Origin of the sequence: Desulfosarcina widdelii (assembly GCF_009688965.1) — a bacterium.
Lineage (GTDB): Bacteria > Desulfobacterota > Desulfobacteria > Desulfobacterales > Desulfosarcinaceae > Desulfosarcina > Desulfosarcina widdelii.
In genome coordinates, this window is the sequence record NZ_AP021875.1 from 1,241,804 (window position 1) to 1,257,849 (window position 16,046).

Annotated in this window: 16 protein-coding genes; 8 read left to right on the forward strand and 8 right to left on the reverse strand. The window is 55.5% G+C overall.

Annotation, left to right across the window (positions count from 1 at the left end):
- Positions 1-151 precede the first annotated feature (151 nt).
- The 6 genes from GN111_RS05775 (at position 152) to GN111_RS05800 (ending at position 7,479) form a co-directional block, all read left to right on the forward strand.
- Complete coding sequence (locus GN111_RS05775; RefSeq protein ID WP_155302843.1) at positions 152-2,107, forward strand: proton-conducting transporter transmembrane domain-containing protein; 1,956 nt, start codon at positions 152-154, stop codon at positions 2,105-2,107.
- A 78-nt stretch (positions 2,108-2,185) separates the two neighbouring features.
- A complete protein-coding gene (locus GN111_RS05780) occupies positions 2,186-3,106 on the forward strand; it encodes a respiratory chain complex I subunit 1 family protein (RefSeq protein ID WP_155302844.1) in 921 nt (306 codons plus the stop codon).
- Positions 3,103-3,744, forward strand: coding sequence for an NADH-quinone oxidoreductase subunit K (locus GN111_RS05785; RefSeq protein ID WP_155302845.1), 642 nt, complete (start codon positions 3,103-3,105; stop codon positions 3,742-3,744). Before GN111_RS05780 ends, GN111_RS05785 begins: the two co-directional genes overlap by 4 nt.
- Before the next feature lie 11 nt (positions 3,745-3,755).
- Positions 3,756-5,177 carry a proton-conducting transporter transmembrane domain-containing protein gene (locus tag GN111_RS05790; RefSeq protein ID WP_155302846.1) on the forward strand — a complete coding sequence of 474 codons (1,422 nt, stop codon included), beginning with the start codon at positions 3,756-3,758 and terminating at the stop codon, positions 5,175-5,177.
- Complete coding sequence (locus GN111_RS05795; RefSeq protein ID WP_155302847.1) at positions 5,177-6,685, forward strand: hydrogenase large subunit; 1,509 nt, start codon at positions 5,177-5,179, stop codon at positions 6,683-6,685. Before GN111_RS05790 ends, GN111_RS05795 begins: the two co-directional genes overlap by 1 nt.
- Positions 6,686-6,735: 50 nt before the next feature.
- Entirely contained in the window at positions 6,736-7,479 is a 744-nt protein-coding gene (locus GN111_RS05800; RefSeq protein WP_155302848.1) for an NADH-quinone oxidoreductase subunit B family protein, read from the forward strand.
- A gap of 203 nt (positions 7,480-7,682) precedes the next feature.
- On the opposite strand, the gene GN111_RS05805 is transcribed toward GN111_RS05800, so the two are convergent.
- Together GN111_RS05805 and GN111_RS05810 are read right to left on the reverse strand one after the other, a co-directional pair.
- Positions 7,683-9,104, reverse strand: coding sequence for a transferase (locus GN111_RS05805; RefSeq protein ID WP_155302849.1), 1,422 nt, complete (start codon positions 9,102-9,104; stop codon positions 7,683-7,685).
- Complete coding sequence (locus GN111_RS05810; RefSeq protein ID WP_155302850.1) at positions 9,101-9,679, reverse strand: CBS domain-containing protein; 579 nt, start codon at positions 9,677-9,679, stop codon at positions 9,101-9,103. The genes GN111_RS05805 and GN111_RS05810 overlap by 4 nt, the downstream gene beginning before the upstream one ends.
- A gap of 236 nt (positions 9,680-9,915) precedes the next feature.
- Here GN111_RS05810 and GN111_RS05815 point away from each other — a divergent pair, with 236 nt between their 5' ends.
- Positions 9,916-10,470 carry a CBS domain-containing protein gene (locus GN111_RS05815; protein ID WP_155302851.1) on the forward strand — a complete coding sequence of 185 codons (555 nt, stop codon included), beginning with the start codon at positions 9,916-9,918 and terminating at the stop codon, positions 10,468-10,470.
- A 58-nt stretch (positions 10,471-10,528) separates the two neighbouring features.
- Complete coding sequence (locus GN111_RS05820) at positions 10,529-12,010, forward strand: SLC13 family permease (RefSeq protein WP_155302852.1); 1,482 nt, start codon at positions 10,529-10,531, stop codon at positions 12,008-12,010.
- 90 nt (positions 12,011-12,100) lie between these two features.
- Here GN111_RS05820 and folE2 read toward each other — a convergent pair whose 3' ends face one another.
- The 6 genes from folE2 to tsaB form a co-directional block, all read right to left on the reverse strand.
- Positions 12,101-12,886, reverse strand: a complete 786-nt coding sequence (gene folE2, locus GN111_RS05825; protein ID WP_155302853.1) for a GTP cyclohydrolase FolE2 — start codon at positions 12,884-12,886, stop codon at positions 12,101-12,103.
- A 92-nt stretch (positions 12,887-12,978) separates the two neighbouring features.
- Positions 12,979-13,710, reverse strand: a complete 732-nt coding sequence (locus tag GN111_RS05830; RefSeq protein ID WP_231715682.1) for a PP-loop family protein — start codon at positions 13,708-13,710, stop codon at positions 12,979-12,981.
- 28 nt (positions 13,711-13,738) lie between these two features.
- Positions 13,739-13,939, reverse strand: a complete 201-nt coding sequence (gene rpoZ / locus GN111_RS05835; protein WP_155302854.1) for a DNA-directed RNA polymerase subunit omega — start codon at positions 13,937-13,939, stop codon at positions 13,739-13,741.
- 14 nt (positions 13,940-13,953) lie between these two features.
- Positions 13,954-14,421, reverse strand: coding sequence for a transcription elongation factor GreA (greA, locus tag GN111_RS05840; RefSeq protein WP_155302855.1), 468 nt, complete (start codon positions 14,419-14,421; stop codon positions 13,954-13,956).
- A gap of 186 nt (positions 14,422-14,607) precedes the next feature.
- Positions 14,608-15,276 (reverse strand): phosphatidylserine decarboxylase family protein, encoded by a 669-nt coding sequence (locus GN111_RS05845; protein ID WP_155302856.1) that lies wholly within the window; start codon positions 15,274-15,276, stop codon positions 14,608-14,610.
- Between the two features lie 88 nt (positions 15,277-15,364).
- Positions 15,365-16,045 carry a tRNA (adenosine(37)-N6)-threonylcarbamoyltransferase complex dimerization subunit type 1 TsaB gene (tsaB, locus tag GN111_RS05850; protein WP_170302152.1) on the reverse strand — a complete coding sequence of 227 codons (681 nt, stop codon included), beginning with the start codon at positions 16,043-16,045 and terminating at the stop codon, positions 15,365-15,367.
- Position 16,046: the final 1 nt, after the last annotated feature.

A 16,046-nucleotide genomic window follows, 5' to 3' on the forward strand; every position in this document is an offset into this window, starting at 1 on the left:
GAAATAGGTTCCTTGAAATTATTTTCCGACGTTTCACCTTCGCAACACCAATCCCCTAATTTTGCATATAAAATCTTGATTTCCGGCAATCGGGCACTGTGATCGGCAGACAATAACGCCTGGAGTCAGAGCAGGAGGGTCTAAAGGGCAAATGAATCTATTTTTTCTTTCGATCTGGGTCATCGGCTCCGGCGGAGTTCTCGCTCTTTTGCTGTCCGGAAAATTCAGCGCCATGAAAACGGTGGCCGCCCTTGTGATCGGCGCAGGCTGCTGTACGGGTATGCTCGATGCCCTGTCCAGACTCATGCAGGAAGGATCAGTCCAAGCATCTTTTGCTTATCTCAACACGCTCTCATTGGAGTTTCGGATCGACGGGCTGGCAGCGTTTTTCCTGCTTGCCATCTTTGCCATCAGCATGCTGGCCGCCCTGTACAGTTTCCACTACATGACCGAATCCGGCAAACCGTTGCGTACGGCGGCCAATTATCTCTTTTTCAGCCTGCTGATCGTTTCCATGGCCCTGGTCGTAACGGCCGCCAACATGATCACGTTTTTGCTGGCCTGGGAAATCATGTCCCTCTCCTCTTTTTTCCTGGTGATCCATGACTATCAGACCGCGGAAAACAGAAAAGCCGGTTATCTTTATTTTGTCTTCTCCCATGTGGGCGCCATGTTCATCTTTGCCGCATTCGGGGTCATTTACAGCCAGACCGGCAGCTTCGGATTCGATGCCGCCGGACTCTCTCCCGCATTGAAAGTCTTGGCCTTCGTTTTCGCTTTCATCGGCTTCGGTTCCAAGGCCGGCGTATTTCCGTTTCATGTCTGGCTGCCCCACGCCCACCCGGCGGCGCCCTCCCACATTTCCGCCGTCATGTCGGGGGTCATGATCAAAACCGGCATTTACGGCATCTTGCGAATGTACATGTTCCTCGACCTGCACGCGCCGTCGGTGGGTATCATGGTCCTTGGTTTCGGCATGGTCTCGGGGATCCTGGGGGTGGTTTACGCACTGGGACAGCACGATCTCAAACGACTTTTAGCCTACCACAGCGTTGAAAACATCGGCATCATTCTCATCGGCATCGGCATCGGCATCATCGGCGTGGAGGCCGAAAACCCGATCATGGCCGTGCTGGGATTTGCCGGCGGGCTGATGCACGTGCTCAACCATGCGATATTCAAATCGCTGCTGTTCATGGGCGCGGGCGTGGTGCTTCACCAAACCGGTACCCGTACCATCGACGCGCTGGGCGGCCTGATGAAAAACATGAAAATTACAGGCATCACCTTTCTGATCGGTTCGCTGGCCATCTCCGGGCTGCCCCCGCTGAACGGATTCGTCAGCGAATTTTTCATTTACATGGGCAGTTTCCGTGGCATTTCGTCACAAACGCTTGTCTTCGTTCCCAGCCTGCTGGCCGTCGTCAGCCTGGCCATTATCGGCGGTCTTGCCCTGGCCTGTTTTACCAAAGTCGTTGGCGTTGTTTTTCAGGGCGAACCGCGAAGCCCGGCCGCTAAAGACGTTGCCGAAAAAGGGCCGGCCATGCTGGTACCCATGGTCCTTCTGGCCGGCGCCTGCGCGGTCATCGGCATCTATCCCGGCGCGTTCATGTTCATGGTATTAAAGGCGGTGGCGGCCTTAGGGCTGGATTATGGCAGGATTCCCATGGAACCTTTTGCCAGCATGTCGGCCCATATCACCCTGGGCGCGACGATTTTTCTTGCAGTCCTGCTGGGCATTGTGGCCCTGCGCCGATTCTTCTACCAGGGCAAATCCGTCACCCGCAGCGGCACGTGGGGCTGCGGCTTCACTCGGCCAACGACGCGGATGCAATACACGGGAACCTCCTACGCCGCATCGATCCTGGAATTTTTCAAGCCGGCGGCGCCCCTTGAAGAAAGCCACCCGCCGGTAAGCGGCCTTTTTCCAAAAGGAACCCACTACCACAGCCACATCCACGATATCGTCGAAAAAAGTCTGGACCCGCTTATTGTGCGCCCGGTCGGTTGGCTGTTCGACCGGCTGCGCTGGATGCAGCACGGAGACATTCACCTGTATATCGGCTACATCCTGCTGGCCATCGTGGTGCTGCTGTTTTTCATTTAACGGTTAAATATGAATTGGTTACACCCCTGGAGAAAAGCGTAGCATAATGGTACCTTTCAAATCTTACGGAAAACGCTTATGATCGAATCTATCCTCTTGTGGGTCTTTGCTCTGCTGACGGCGCCCCTGTTTGCCGGCGTCATTTTCAAGGTAAAAGCGTTCTTCGGCGGGCGCAAAGGCTCGCCGCTGCTCATCAACTATTACACGCTGATCAAGCTGTTTAAAAAAGGCTCGGTGTACAGCACCAGCACCACCTTCATTTTCAAAATGGGGCCCCTGGTGTCCCTGGCCGCCGCCGCCGTGGCCCTGCTCTTTCTGCCCCTGGCCGGCCATGCCCCGGTGATTTCCTTTCACGGCGATGTCATTTTCGTTCTTTATCTGCTGGGGCTGGCCCGCTTTTTCACCATCGCCGCGGCTATGGATACCGCTTCACCCTTCGAAGGCATGGGCGCCGCCCGGGAGGCCTACTTTCCCATCATCTGCGAAGCCAGCATGTTCATGATCCTGATCCTGTTTTACCGGCTCACCGGCGACCTGAACCTGGCCGCTTATTTTTCCGTGGCCCAGCCCTTCGGTTTCTGGCAGGCGGCCGGCTCGTCCATGCTTTTCGTGGTCATCGCCTTTTTCATCATTCTTTTAACGGAAAACGCCCGCGTACCGGTAGACGATCCGGCCACCCATCTGGAGCTGACCATGATCCACGAAGTCATGGTGCTGGATCACAGCGGTCCGGATTTCGGCCTGATCGAAATGGGAGCCTTTCTCAAAATGTTCTTTTACGCGTCAATCGTCTCCCGACTGATTTTCCCCTTTGAACTGGGCAGCCCGATTCTTAATCTGGCCCTTTTCTCCATGGGGGTCCTGCTGGTTTATGTGGCCGTCGGCATCGTGGAATCGATCATGGCGCGCTACCGCATGGACCGGGTGCCGAAATTCGTGCTCACCTCTTTTGCACTGGCCTTTTTTGCAACCGTCATCACCCTGGAGTTTTTAAAATGAATCTACCGGTCGATACGATTTTATCCCTGGCCCTGTTGTCGATCCTTTTCTCGTTCGGCTCCAGTCGGCTGCCGGGCCTGATCAAGGTGCTGGCATTCCAGGGTGTGGTGGTCTGCATCGTTCCGCTGTTCATCGATCATGAGATGACCACCGGCGGCATTGTCTTTACCATTGCAACCCTGGCCATTCGGGGCATCGTCATCCCCGGCTGCATCTTTCTGGCCATCAAAAAAGTCGCCATCGGCCGTGAGGTGGAGCCCATCGTCGGCTACCATGCCTCCATGTTCGCCGGTCTGCTGCTCATTGTCGGAGCCACCTTTGCCAGCCACCGCTTCGAGGTCGCCTCAGCCGGCGTTTCCATCCTGCTGCTGCCGACGGCCATCTCCCTTCTGGGAGCGGGCATGTTCCTGCTGATGGCCCGCCGCAACGCCATTGCCATGGTACTGGGCTATATCATGATGGAAAACGGCATCTACCTGGTGGGTACCACTTTTTCGGTGCGGGCGCGACACATCGTGGAGTTCGGCATTTTGCTGGATGTCCTGGCCGGCGTGATGATCATGGCCGTCATCCTGCAAAACATCAAACAGACATTCGATGACGTGGATACGGCACGATTGCGAACCTTAAAGGAATAGGTGATCATTTGATGCTCGAAATCGTTTTTCTGATACCGTTTGTTACCGGAGCGGCCGCCTTCTTTCTTCCCGCTGCCATCGGGCGGTATTTACTGGTGCTCACCGGGGCCGCCCACCTGCTTTTCTCCGTGTTTGTCTGGTCCGGCAATCCGGCGCCCCTGCTTCCCGAATATTTTGCGGTGACGCCCGAAGGCCTTTTGTCCCTGCTGGTGATCTCGCTGCTCTTTTTCCTGATTTCGATTTACACCATCGGCTACCTCAAAGCCTCCGACATCCAGAGGGAAACCGTCTTCATTGGCTCCATGCTATTGTTTTTGTCCACCATGACCATGGTGACCCTGTCCGACCATATCATGGTGATGTGGATCGCCATCGAGGCCACCACTCTGGCCAGCGCGCCCCTGATCTATACCCATCGTTCGGCCGCCTCGCTGGAGGCCACCTGGAAATATGTGCTGATCTGCTCGGTTGGCATTGCCATGGCGCTGTTGGGTTCGGTGCTGATCACCGTGGCCATGGACGTGGGCAAGGTGGACGCCCCCGTCTCCTTTTCAGGTTTGACGGAAGTGGCCCGGCGCCTGGATCCCTCGTGGCTCAAGGCCGGTTTTGTCTTCATTCTGGTCGGGTACGGCACCAAAATGGGTCTGGCCCCCATGCATACCTGGCTGCCGGACGCCCACAGTGAGGCCCCCAGCCCGGCCTCGGCCCTGCTCTCCGGCGTACTGCTCAACTGCGCCTACCTGGGGATCTTCAAAACCAGCAAAATCATGCATGCCGCCGGCCTGTCCGGTTTTTCAGGACCGATCCTGACCATCTTCGGCCTGATCTCGATCATGGCGGCGGCCACCTTCATCCTCAAGCAGACCGAATACAAGCGCATGCTGGCCTACTCCAGCATCGAAAACATGGGCATTATCGCCTTCGGAACCGGTATCGGCGGGTTGGGGGCCTATGGTGCCATGATCTGTTTGATCCATCACAGCCTGATCAAATCCAGCCTGTTTCTCACCTCGGGCAATATCCTGCTGGGTTTCGGCAGCCGGCTGATCGCCCAGACCGGCAACCTGGCCCAACGCATGCCCAGGACCTTCGTGGCCTTCTTCGGCGGTTTTGCCGGAATCTCCGGCTTTCCCCCCTTCGGTATCTTTATCGGCGAGCTGATGATTATCATCGCTGCCTTTCGCACCGGCAACCCGGTATACGCCGGCCTGTTCATCTTCAGCCTGTGCGTGATTTTTGCCGGATTTGCCAACAACGTCATGAAAATTTCTTTCGATACGTCGGATGCCGCCATTCGGATCGAAGAATCGGCCAACCTGGTGTGGCCCCAGTATGCCCTGCTGGCTACCTCCCTGGTACTCTGCTTCTGGATGCCGGATCCCCTGTACCAGACCATCGTTCATGCCGTGACGCCCATCGGCGGAGGATTTTAATGACCATGACGTTCAAACCCATTGCCAACGGCGAATCCATCCCCTTTCAAAACATCCCCTGCCTAGCCTTCGACGATTTTGCCGATCAGGCGGTCGACATCGTAGCCGGCGGCGGCAAGGTGGTCCACTTTTTCGCATTCCAAATGGATGGCAAGGTCCGGTTGCTGGCCGTCCTGCGTACCGACACGCTGCTTGTGGCCGGTTGCGATGCCCCGGAAACCTATTCTGCCCTTTCCGCCCGGTGCGAACCGTTTCACATGTTCGAACGGGAAATTGCCGAACAGTACGGCATTCGGCCCGAAGGCCACCCGTGGCTGAAGATGGTTCGCTACCACGCCAATTGCCGCGGTGTAGAAGACGTTTTCGGCAACGACTACAACGAAGACATCCCTGGCCGTTACGACTACTACTGCGTATCCGGAGACGAGATTCACGAAGTGGCCGTGGGGCCGGTGCACGCCGGCGTGATCGAACCGGGCCACTTTCGCTTCAACTGTATCGGCGAGCGGGTGCTGAATCTGGAAATCCAGTTGGGGTACCAGCATCGCGGGGTCGAGAATCTTTTGCAGACCGCAGCCGTCAACCGCCTGGCGTTCATTGCCGAAAATACCGCCGGGGACACCTCCTTGGGGCACAGCCTCTGCCATGCCCAGGCCATGGAAGCCCTTTCCGGCATCCAGGTCGATCCCGGCGCTAAGATTATCCGCACCATCGGTCTGGAATTGGAACGCATCGCCAACCACGTTGGGGACCTGGGCGCCTTGAGCGGCGACGTGGCCTTTTTACCCCCGGCCAACTATTGCGGCCGTATGCGCGGCGATTTTCTCAACATGAGCCTGCTGCTTTGCGGCAACCGTTTCGGCAAGGGCCTGGTGCGTCCCGGCGGCGTTCGGTTTCCCATGAACGACGAAAACCGCCGGGACCTGACCGCCCGCATCGGCGAACTCAAACCCCAGGTTCAGCACACCATCGAGCTTCTCTTTTCCACCTCCAGCGTGCGTTCCCGTTTCGAGGGCTGCGGGGCGGTCAGCCGCAGCGATGCGGAAAAACTGGGACTGGTGGGACCGGCCGGACGCGCCTGCGGCATCGCCTACGATGTGCGGCGCTGCTTTCCGACGGAACACTACGATCAACTCGACATTCCGGAAAATGCCGAGCCCACGGGGGATGTCTATGCCCGGGCCAAGGTCAGGGCCGACGAGGTGATTCAGTCCATCGAAATCATCGAATCACTGCTGACAGATCCGGTGGAAACCGAAGTGATCGACGTTGCCGATCCGCATCCGGCGCCAGATTCGTTCGTGGTCACTCTCAACGAAGCCTGGCGCGGGGAGCTGTCCCATTGCATTCTCACCGATGCCGACGGCAGGATCATGCGCTACAAGATCAAGGACCCTTCCTTTCACAACTGGAACGGGCTGTCCATGTCCTTGAGAGATACGGGCATTTCGGATTTCCCGCTGAATAACAAGAGCTACAACCTCTCCTATTGCGGGTTCGATCTTTAACGGCAACAATTTTCTTACGAGAACTTCGATAACGGCAAAGCGAATTCATCATGTTAAATGTACTGAAAAACAGGTTCGAACAGGGGTGTAAAACCTCCCGCTATCCGAAAGAAACGGTTCAGTTGCTGCCCCGCTATCGGGGACGACCGGTCATCGACCAAAACGCGCCGGCGGATGTCGTATCCGCTTGTGCCCAGGCCTGCCCTCAAGCAGCCATCGACCCGGCCGCTAAGACCATCGACATGGGACGCTGCGTCTTCTGCGGCACCTGCGAACGAATTTCCAAAGGCAGATTCATTACCTTTACACAGGATTTTGGCATTGCCGTGGCCGAAAAAGAGCACCTGCTCACAACGGGCAGTATTCCCGATCTCGCCGCCCACGCCCGTGGCCACTTTAAAAAGCTGTTCGGTCGGTCGCTTCAGCTCCGGCAGGTATCGGCGGCCGGTTGCAACGCCTGCGAGGCGGATCTCAACGTGCTGGCCACTCCGTTTTTCGACCTGGCCCGCTTCGGCATCAACTTCGTGGCCTCGCCGCGCCATGCCGACGGCATCGTGGTCACCGGCCCCATTTCCCGCAACATGAAAACCGCTCTGCTGCAGACCTACGAGGCCACTCCGCAGCCCCGGGTGGTCATCGCGGTGGGCAGCTGCACGCTTTCCGGAGGGCCGTTTCGCGGCAGCGACGAAATCACCGAGGGCCTGGACACCCTGCTGCCCGTAGACCTGTTTATTCCGGGGTGCCCGCCGCATCCGATGACGAACCTGCATGCGCTGTTGAATTTCTTTAAGTAGTGTCCATCCAGAAATGGCCAATTTGCCCGATATCTTTGTTGTCCGAAAAATTTACTCCTCGGAATATCGACTATATACCTCCGGAAAAATTTTTCGTGCGCCTCGATATCGACCAAATTTGCCTATACCCGGATGAACACTATTTTTAAGATACGAAAAGAAGAGCGCCCCGGTCGATGCACATCGACGGGGGCGCTGTTTCTTTATGGCTGGATAATAATGGTGGGGTACATGCCTTCTTTATCACCCTCCGGATACGGCTGGATGGTATTGAAAGAGATGTTCTGGTTTCGCTGGGCGTGCCCACGCTTGCTTTTTCCATCGTAAAAAGCGCCGTTGGCTTCCAGGATATGATGAATCCTCTCCTGGAAGGCCGTCACGAAACTGTTTCCGCTGCCCTCGAAAAGCATGCTGCCTTTGCAAAAACGGGACTTGATTTTGGCGAATTCACTCAGGCTCATGCTGTTGGCCGTCAGTTCTTCTTGATTTCTTACCAACCCCCAGACCAGGTGTCCTGCGGGCACCGACAACGATCTGCGCACGTCGATGATGGTATGGGGCATTACGATGCTGTCCTTTCCGATGGACAACCGCGCATCCGGCCGTCCCCGCAAAAAGCTGTTAAACCCCACGAAAACATTCGTGCCCATATCCGCTTCGATAATTTTGGCCCCATGTGCCGTGACATTGTTGCCCTGCAAATGCGAATTGATGATGTAGCAGTTTTCCTGGGCGTTGGCGCCCTTCCCCAGCGTTGAATTCTGTAAAAAGGCCCGCTGGGCAACCAGCACGTTTTCACCGATCTTGGTTTTGGGTTTGATCACGGCAAAACGGTCCAGCGAAGTGCTCGACGGGATGTTGACCGGAGAATCGATATTGACGACGCTAAATACCCGTTGAAACGCCTCCTTGCGATCCTCCACAAAATCCATGAACACGCCCTGCGGCGGGCTGCCGGCGGCAAAGTAGATGTAGTTGTTCAAATCCCCTAAGGGATACCGGTACATGAAGTTGAAATCGTCCTGTTTGCGCACCCAGACCGTCCCCGGTTCGACGTTCAGGTGGCTGACTTCGCCGGCCTGGACATAGGAGAAGGCGCCGATAACGCAATCCTGGACGGTGGTGAGATCGACGGTCGAAAAGGGGCCCAGAAAGCTGCCGTCGGTGGGCGACCCGTGGATATTGGCATAATGGGTCGAAACACTGTTCTGGATAAAAAAGGTCTCCAGCGTTTCCGGGTCGTGGGAGTAATTGTGCACCAGGGTTTTAATCAGAAAACAATCCTCGATGTCGATCTCTTCATCCCGGTCCACGGGGATGTTGAAATCCTGGTACTGAAAAAGATCGCCGTTTTTCTTCAGTTCGTCGCCGCGGATGTCGCTCTTGTAGAGCAGGGAGTTGGTTACTCTCACTTTACCTAGAAAGTAGCTTCCGGACAGATTGGCATGCTTGAAAACCAGGTTTAGTGGATGGTGTGGGGTAATGCCGTAAAAGGCATAGAATTTTGTCATCTGGTCCTTCGGGACGAGTTTGTTGATCAGGGGATGGGCATCGAATTCCAGCTCCCTGAGGTTGATGTTCACCCGTTGGATGATCCTGTCGAATAGTTTACCCAGTTCTTTCATCCTGCCTCTCCATTTCCTTGAAGTGATTCAGATTCTTTCATGGTGTGGTAAACCGCAGCGAAGACGTCTGCCAGTCTCAGGATGCCAACGATTTCCGATTTCCGTGCCACCAGCAGCGAAAGGTTCGACTCCGCCGTCAATTGATGCAGGGCCATCTCCAGGGTAGCATTTTCATCCACATACTCCCCCTCGGTGGGCCGTTGCATAAATTCCGTGACACGCTTTTTGGCCACCTTGGAATAGAGATCCGGGATGGGCGGCGACGCCTTGAGATATTCCTCTTGCTGCAGCGCGACGGCTTTGCGGCTGAAGCCGAACCACTTGAACCTTCTGATCCTTTCCAGGTTGGCGTCTTTAGGTTCCAGTGCCGTTAGAAAATCCATCTGGCTGAGCTTGCCGATCACTTTTTTGTTTTTGTCCAGAATCAAAACCGCCCGATGGGAATAGCGGTTCTGCTGGAATTTTTCCTGGGCCTTTTCCAGAGCCAAGACGGCCTCGAAAAGCGTTGCCTCTTCCGGAACCGTGGCGTATTCGGAAATCGGAACCATCAAGTCCTTAACAATGTAATTCCTCACAAAAGACCTCCTTCCTGCCCTCTGGACGATATCGACTGTAGGCCCAAAAGAGGGGGTTGAAAATTTTCGCATAATTATCATGAAGATGAGTCAAAAGCAAATGTCATTCTCTTGATATTCACCCTCTCCTATGGTAGACAACCGCTGGCGTGTTCTAATCGAACTTAATCGCCGGATTCAATACGATCTAAACGGGTTGCCAAGCCCAGTTGAATAATCGCGGAAGGAGGATACCATTGAAAACGAAACGGGTAAAAGATCTGATGGTACCGCTGTCGGCCTACGCCACGGTATCTGAAGACGCAACGCTCACCGATGCCGTTGCGGCCTTAAAACAGTCCCATGAGGATTTCGACAAGGCCAAATATCGTCATCGGGCAGTCCTAGTCCTGGGTAAAGACCGGAAGCTTTCCGGCAAAGTCAACCTGCATGCCATTTTCAAAGCCTTGGAACCCAAGTACGAGGACATGTTTTCCGACACCGGCTCGATGCATTTGGGGTTCACCCGCAAATATCAAAAGGCCATCTTCGATTCCGTGAAGCTGTGGCAGGACCCCATGGATCAGATCTGCAGGAAAGCGGCTCAAGTCAAGGTCAAAAATTTTATGGTTACACCGACGGAAGGTGAGATGATCGAACCGGACGCTTCATTGGGAGAAGCCGTCCATCAACTGGTTTTGGGGCAATATCAATCCCTGCTGGTGGTGCAGGACAAACAGGTTGTCGGGGTGTTGCGGCTTACGGATGTGGCCGAAGCCGTCATCAATGAAATTCTGGCCTGCAACCGGTAAGTTCGATTCAAACCCATTGTACGCAAAACATGGATGTCTATAACGGAGGGAAGGTTAGATGAGCAGCGATACAGCAGCAGCGCCGGCAATCGGGCTTAGCTGGAACAAATATCTTTTCATGGCCATTGGCATTATTTTATTCGTCGTCGTTTACTACTCGCCACCCTGGCCGAATGCCATCGACCCCGAGGGCAAGGCCTTCGCCCTGTCGCCGGAAGGCAAAGGCGCCTTAGCCGTGTTTCTGCTGGCCGCCACCTGGTGGGTGTTCGAAGTGGTCCCCATTGGCGTAACCAGTCTGACCATCGGGGTGCTCCAGGTGCTTTTCTTCATCCGCCCCGCCAAGGATGCCTTCAAGGATTTCATGGACCCCAGCGTTCTGTTTATCTTCGGCTCCATCGTGGTGGGTTTGGTGTTTACCAAAACCGGGTTGACCCGTCGCATCGCCTATAAAATGCTGGCCATCGTTGGCGAGAAAACCAGCATGATCTACCTGGGATGCTTCGTCCTTACTGCCGCGCTGACCCATATCATGGCCCATACGGCCGTGGCTGCCACCATCTACCCGCTGCTGGTGGCCATCTACTCCATGTACGGAGAGGGCGACAAACCCACCAAATTCGGCAAGGGGCTTTTCATCGGAATGGCCTACATCGCCGGTGCCGGCTCCATCGTCACCCTGCTGGGAGCGGCCCGCGGAGCGGTGGCGTTGGGATTTTTCAGCGAGGTCGCCGGTAAGACCGTCGGTTTTTTCGAGCTGAGCTATTACATGTTTCCCATCGGCTGGCTGATGACTTTTCTGCTGTGGGGATTTTTCATGGTTGTCATGAAACCGGAGAAAAAGACCATTCCCGGCCTGCGGGAAAAAGCCAAGAGGCTGAGCGCGGAAATGGGCGCCATCAGTAAAAGCGAAGTGATTGCCGCGGTTATCGTTGGCTCCGCCATTCTGGTATTGGGGGCTTCGGCGGTGATGAAATCCACCATGCCCGATTTCGTTCCGCCCCATAAAACAGCAGTACTGCTCACTTCGACGATTCTTTTCTTTGCCACGGGTCTTTTGGACATCAACGACTTGGAAGAGATTCCCTGGAACATCATTCTGCTTTTCGCCGGCGCCATGAGCATCGGTTTCTGCCTCTGGCAGACCGGCGCGGCCGAATGGATGGCGGTCAACTGGCTGACCATGTTCAAGGAATCCACCGGATTCGTTTTCATCATGAGCATCGCCTTTTTCGTCATGATCATGACCAACTTCATCATGAACGTGGCGGCCATTGCCATCTCCCTGCCGGTGGCCCTGGTCATCGCCCCTTACCTGGGCGTGGCCGGCGAGGTCATCGTCTTCGCGTCGCTGGTCGTGGCCGGCATGCCCTTTTTACTGCTGGTGGGGGCGGCCCCCAACGCCATCGCCTACGACTCCAAGCAGTTCACCACCGGCGAATTTTTCCTGTGGGGGATTCCGGCCAGCATCATCCTGATGATCGTCACCGCCTTTGCGGTCAAGGTGCTCTGGCCCATCATGGGCATGCCGACCACCATCTGACGATCCAACGGCTTTTTGTCCGACCGTAAAACAAAAAAAGCGTGGATGGAAATTGTTTCCTCCACGCTTTTTGTTTATTCTTGGAAAATTTTAAATCGACGGCAGGGCACCCTGAGTGATATGGGCGTAGGCGCTGTGGTTGTGGATGGATTCGTAATTCTCCGCGCTCACGGAGAACCAGGTGATGTTGTCGTCGGCATTGAGGCGTTCAGCCACGTCGCGGACCACATCCTCGACGAATTTCGGGTTGCCGAAGCCCTGCTCGGTAACGTGTTTTTCGTCCACCCGCTTCAACACGGAAAAGACATCACAGGAGGCGCAGGATTCCACCAGTTCGATCATGTCCTCCAGCCAGATGAATTTCTTGAAGCGGGTTTGCAGCCGCACGATCCCCCGCTGGTTATGGGCGCCCTGGTCGGAGATCTCCTTGGAACAGGGGCATACCGAAGTAATGGGGACATTGACTTCGGAGATCAGGTCGATTTCGTTGGACGAATTGCTGGATCCGGTGATGCGGCAATCGTAATCCATCAAACCCGGAGCGCCGCTCACCGGCGCCTGTTTTTCGATAAAGTAAGGAAAACTCACCTCGATATGCGCCGAGGCGGCATCGAGTGCCTGCTTCATGGTTTCGAGAAGGACGGAAAATTTATTCAACGAGATTTCCGGTTTGAGCAGGTGCAGCATCTCCACGAACCGGCTCATGTGGGTTCCCTTGTACTCCTGTGGCAAATCCACATACATGTTGATGGAAGCGATAGTGCTCTGCGATCCGTCACGGCGATCCTTGACCCGGATGGGATAACGCAGGTTCTTGATGCCTACTTTGTCGATGGGGATATTGCGATGGTCTCGCTGGTTCTGCACATCTTTCATAATCGTTCTGCCTGGTGCGGGGGCCTCGTTGTTGAAATTGAACCACAACTATAATCTGCGCCGAACTTTCGTCTCATTGACGGCTTTCAGATCTACTTTAACAGGTATTTCGGCTTGACGTGACTCATGGCCCGGTAGATGTTGCCCCTGATTTTGCGGTTGCTGCGGTAAAGCGTTTGCAGCATGCCCTTGATCTCCGAACGTTTGGTGTTCCCGGCAGACGGACAGGGGTTGGCGAATCGGGGGAAGTCCTGCGCCCTGGCAAAACGCTGGATGCTGTTCTCGTCGACCATGGCCAAGGGACGAATGACGGTGAACCTGCCGTTGAAGAACTCCTGACGCGGCACCATGGTGCTGATTTCACCGGCATAACAGATGTTCATAAAAAGCGTTTCGATCACATCGTCCTTGTTGTGCCCCAGAGCCAGCTTGCTGCAACCCAGTTTGTCGGCAATTTGAAACAATCGCTTGCGCCGCATCCGCGCGCAGAGAAAACACGGGTTTTCGCGGTTCGCGTCACTGTGAGCCATCGGTCCGTGGTCCGAATAGTCGACATGCAGATCGAAGCCCATCTGCCGGCAGGCCATGGACAAGTTCTCGGCGAAGCCCCCCGGAAAACCGGGATCCACATAAATCGGCAGCAACGTGTAGTCAACCGGCACCCGCTTGAGGCGTTCGGCCAGGGCCCACAGCAGCGTCATGCTGTCTTTGCCGCCGGACAACCCCACGGCGATACGATCCCCGTCTGCAATCATCCCGTAGCGGTGGATGGCCTTTCCGACCAGGCTGTTCAGCGCTTTATAGGTATAACTGTGCCTGGGCAAGGGAAGCGCTCGCTCTCAAAGCATCCGTCTATTGTTCGTTTTCGGTCTTCTGGATCACCTTTCCGGCGGCAATTTCCCGCAGGGCAACGACAATGTCTTCGTTTTTCGGGGAGCTGACGAGATATTCGGAGCCTTCCCGAATCTGCCTGACCCGCGCGGCGGCCATATGGACCAACTTGAACCGGTTGGGTACTTTTTCCAAACAATCTTCTACCGTTATTCGTGCCACGAAATTCCTCCTGGTTATACGATTTCCACAAGTTCATAAACTCTTTTGCCGGCCGGTGCGTTGAGCACGATCTCCTCGCCCGGTTTTTTGCCGAGGATGGCTTTGCCCAACGGGGAAGTGACCGAGATGCGTCCTTTTTCGATATTGGATTCCTCGGGTCCGACAAGCTGATATTCCACATCTTCGCCGGTATCTATATTTTCCAGTACCACGGTGCACGCGAATACGGCCCGGTCCTTGGGCAGATTATGTACGTCGATGATCTCCGCGTTGCCCAGTTTATAGCCCAGTTCGCTGACCCGCCCTTCAATGAAGGCCTGCCGCTCTTTGGCCGCATCGTATTCGGCGTTTTCGCTGAGATCGCCGTGGGAACGCGCCTCTTCAATGGCTTTGATGACCTTGGGGCGCTCGACGGATTTAAGATGCTCCAGCTCTTTTTTAAGTTTCTGATACCCCTGTCTGGTAATGGGTATTCTTTCCAATGGGCAACTCCTCGAAGATTTATCAGTTTATCGTATTTTTATCCGCAAACAGAAAAAACAGAACCCCACGGCAGGTGCCATAGGGAGATCGATTGGTTCCGTATTGTGCAATCGCTGCAGGGTCGTTGAAGCGCTTTCTAAGGTTTTAAGCAACGACCGTTGTTTTCGTCTCGGTGTTCCGGGGCCTTACCACTGGCCCAGAACACTGCTTCCAGCCTGAACTTTTTCTCCCACGGCAACGCGAATCTCAGTATCGTTGGGCAGATAAACATCCAACCGCGAACCGAAGCAAATCAACCCGAATCGCTGTCCTCGTTTGCGCTCGTCTCCGGGTTGCACCCAGCAGATAATCCGGCGGGCCACCAGTCCTGCAATCTGAACACACCCGAGCTTTTTTCCAGATGGCCCTTCAATGGTCAACGCGTTGTGCTCGTTGTCCTTGGACGCCTTGTCCAGGTTGGCCGAGAAAAACTTTCCCGGATGATAGTTAACCTGCCGGATCGTCCCCTCAGAGGGCATCCGGTTGACGTGGACGTTAAAAATGGACATGAAAACACTGATCCGGGTGCAAGGGCCGTCGAAATAAGGCGTCTTTTCAACCGACTCCACCTTGATCACCTTGCCGTCGGCCGGCGAAACGACGAGCCCCTCACCGGACGGAATCAGTCGATCCGGGTCCCTGAAAAAAAAGCAGATGAACCCGGTGACCAACAGCCCGAAAATTGCCAGGAAATCAATGCCCAGCAACGCGAAGACAGCAGTGGCAAAAGCGGACGCGAAAATGAATGGATAGCCTGCCTTTGCCACTGGAAACGCGGTCTGACTGGGCGCATCGGACCAGTTCGCTTGTTCCATATCGTACTCCCCGACTGCCCTGCAAGCCGGACCGTTGGATTATTCAACCATTTTAAAAGTTTGTTTATAACCAATGCCTGCAGCCGTGTCAACAGCTTGCCATATGAATCTGGGCGTCTGACTTGCGGATATATTTCGGCACCAGGACATCGGCGGGATCGGCGGCTTGATTTTCAAAACGATGCATCGCCAGCATGCCCACCGAAGCCGCACGAATCACGTGGGCCGTCTCGGGGGCCAATCGGATATCCGGCCTTCGGCTTTCCCACACCTCCCGGTAGAGAACGGCTCCGGACCCCGCCAGAACAGCCCCTTCGGGCAGCGTCTTTGCCGCCTCTTGCGGACCGCTGACCCGCTCCTTTCCCGATGGCTCCGATCCGTTGCCGCCGGAAAACCGGGCGTGGTAGATCTCTCCCCTGCGGGCGTCGATCATTGCGACCACCGGCTTTCGGGTCCATGCCAGGGGAAAGGCCAGTGCGGCCAGGCTGCTGACGCCCACCACCGGCTTTGCGATGGCCGCGGCCAGTCCTTTGACCGTGCTGAGGCCGATACGCAGACCGGTGAAGGTCCCCGGACCGCGTGTAACGGCGATCCCATCAAGATCGGCAGGTGCAATTTCACATCGGTCGAGGATGTGGTCGATGATCGCCATCAGGTGGCGAGAGTGGGTCTTGCCGGCCGTGTACACCTCTTCCGCAATCAAACGGCGGTCTTTTAAAAACGCCACGCTGCAGCTTCCGGTCGCGGTATCGACTGCCAGTATATTCATG

Coding starts and splice junctions, on each gene's coding strand:
- GN111_RS05775 (WP_155302843.1), top strand. CDS start 152: ATGAATCTATTTTTTCTTTCGATCTGGGTCATCGGCTCCGGCGGAGTT.
- GN111_RS05780 (WP_155302844.1), top strand. CDS start 2,186: ATGATCGAATCTATCCTCTTGTGGGTCTTTGCTCTGCTGACGGCGCCC.
- GN111_RS05785 (WP_155302845.1), top strand. CDS start 3,103: ATGAATCTACCGGTCGATACGATTTTATCCCTGGCCCTGTTGTCGATC.
- GN111_RS05790 (WP_155302846.1), top strand. CDS start 3,756: ATGCTCGAAATCGTTTTTCTGATACCGTTTGTTACCGGAGCGGCCGCC.
- GN111_RS05795 (WP_155302847.1), top strand. CDS start 5,177: ATGACCATGACGTTCAAACCCATTGCCAACGGCGAATCCATCCCCTTT.
- GN111_RS05800 (WP_155302848.1), top strand. CDS start 6,736: ATGTTAAATGTACTGAAAAACAGGTTCGAACAGGGGTGTAAAACCTCC.
- GN111_RS05805 (WP_155302849.1), bottom strand. CDS start 9,104: ATGAAAGAACTGGGTAAACTATTCGACAGGATCATCCAACGGGTGAAC.
- GN111_RS05820 (WP_155302852.1), top strand. CDS start 10,529: ATGAGCAGCGATACAGCAGCAGCGCCGGCAATCGGGCTTAGCTGGAAC.
- folE2 (WP_155302853.1), bottom strand. CDS start 12,886: ATGAAAGATGTGCAGAACCAGCGAGACCATCGCAATATCCCCATCGAC.
- GN111_RS05845 (WP_155302856.1), bottom strand. CDS start 15,276: ATGGAACAAGCGAACTGGTCCGATGCGCCCAGTCAGACCGCGTTTCCA.
- tsaB (WP_170302152.1), bottom strand. CDS start 16,045: ATGAATATACTGGCAGTCGATACCGCGACCGGAAGCTGCAGCGTGGCG.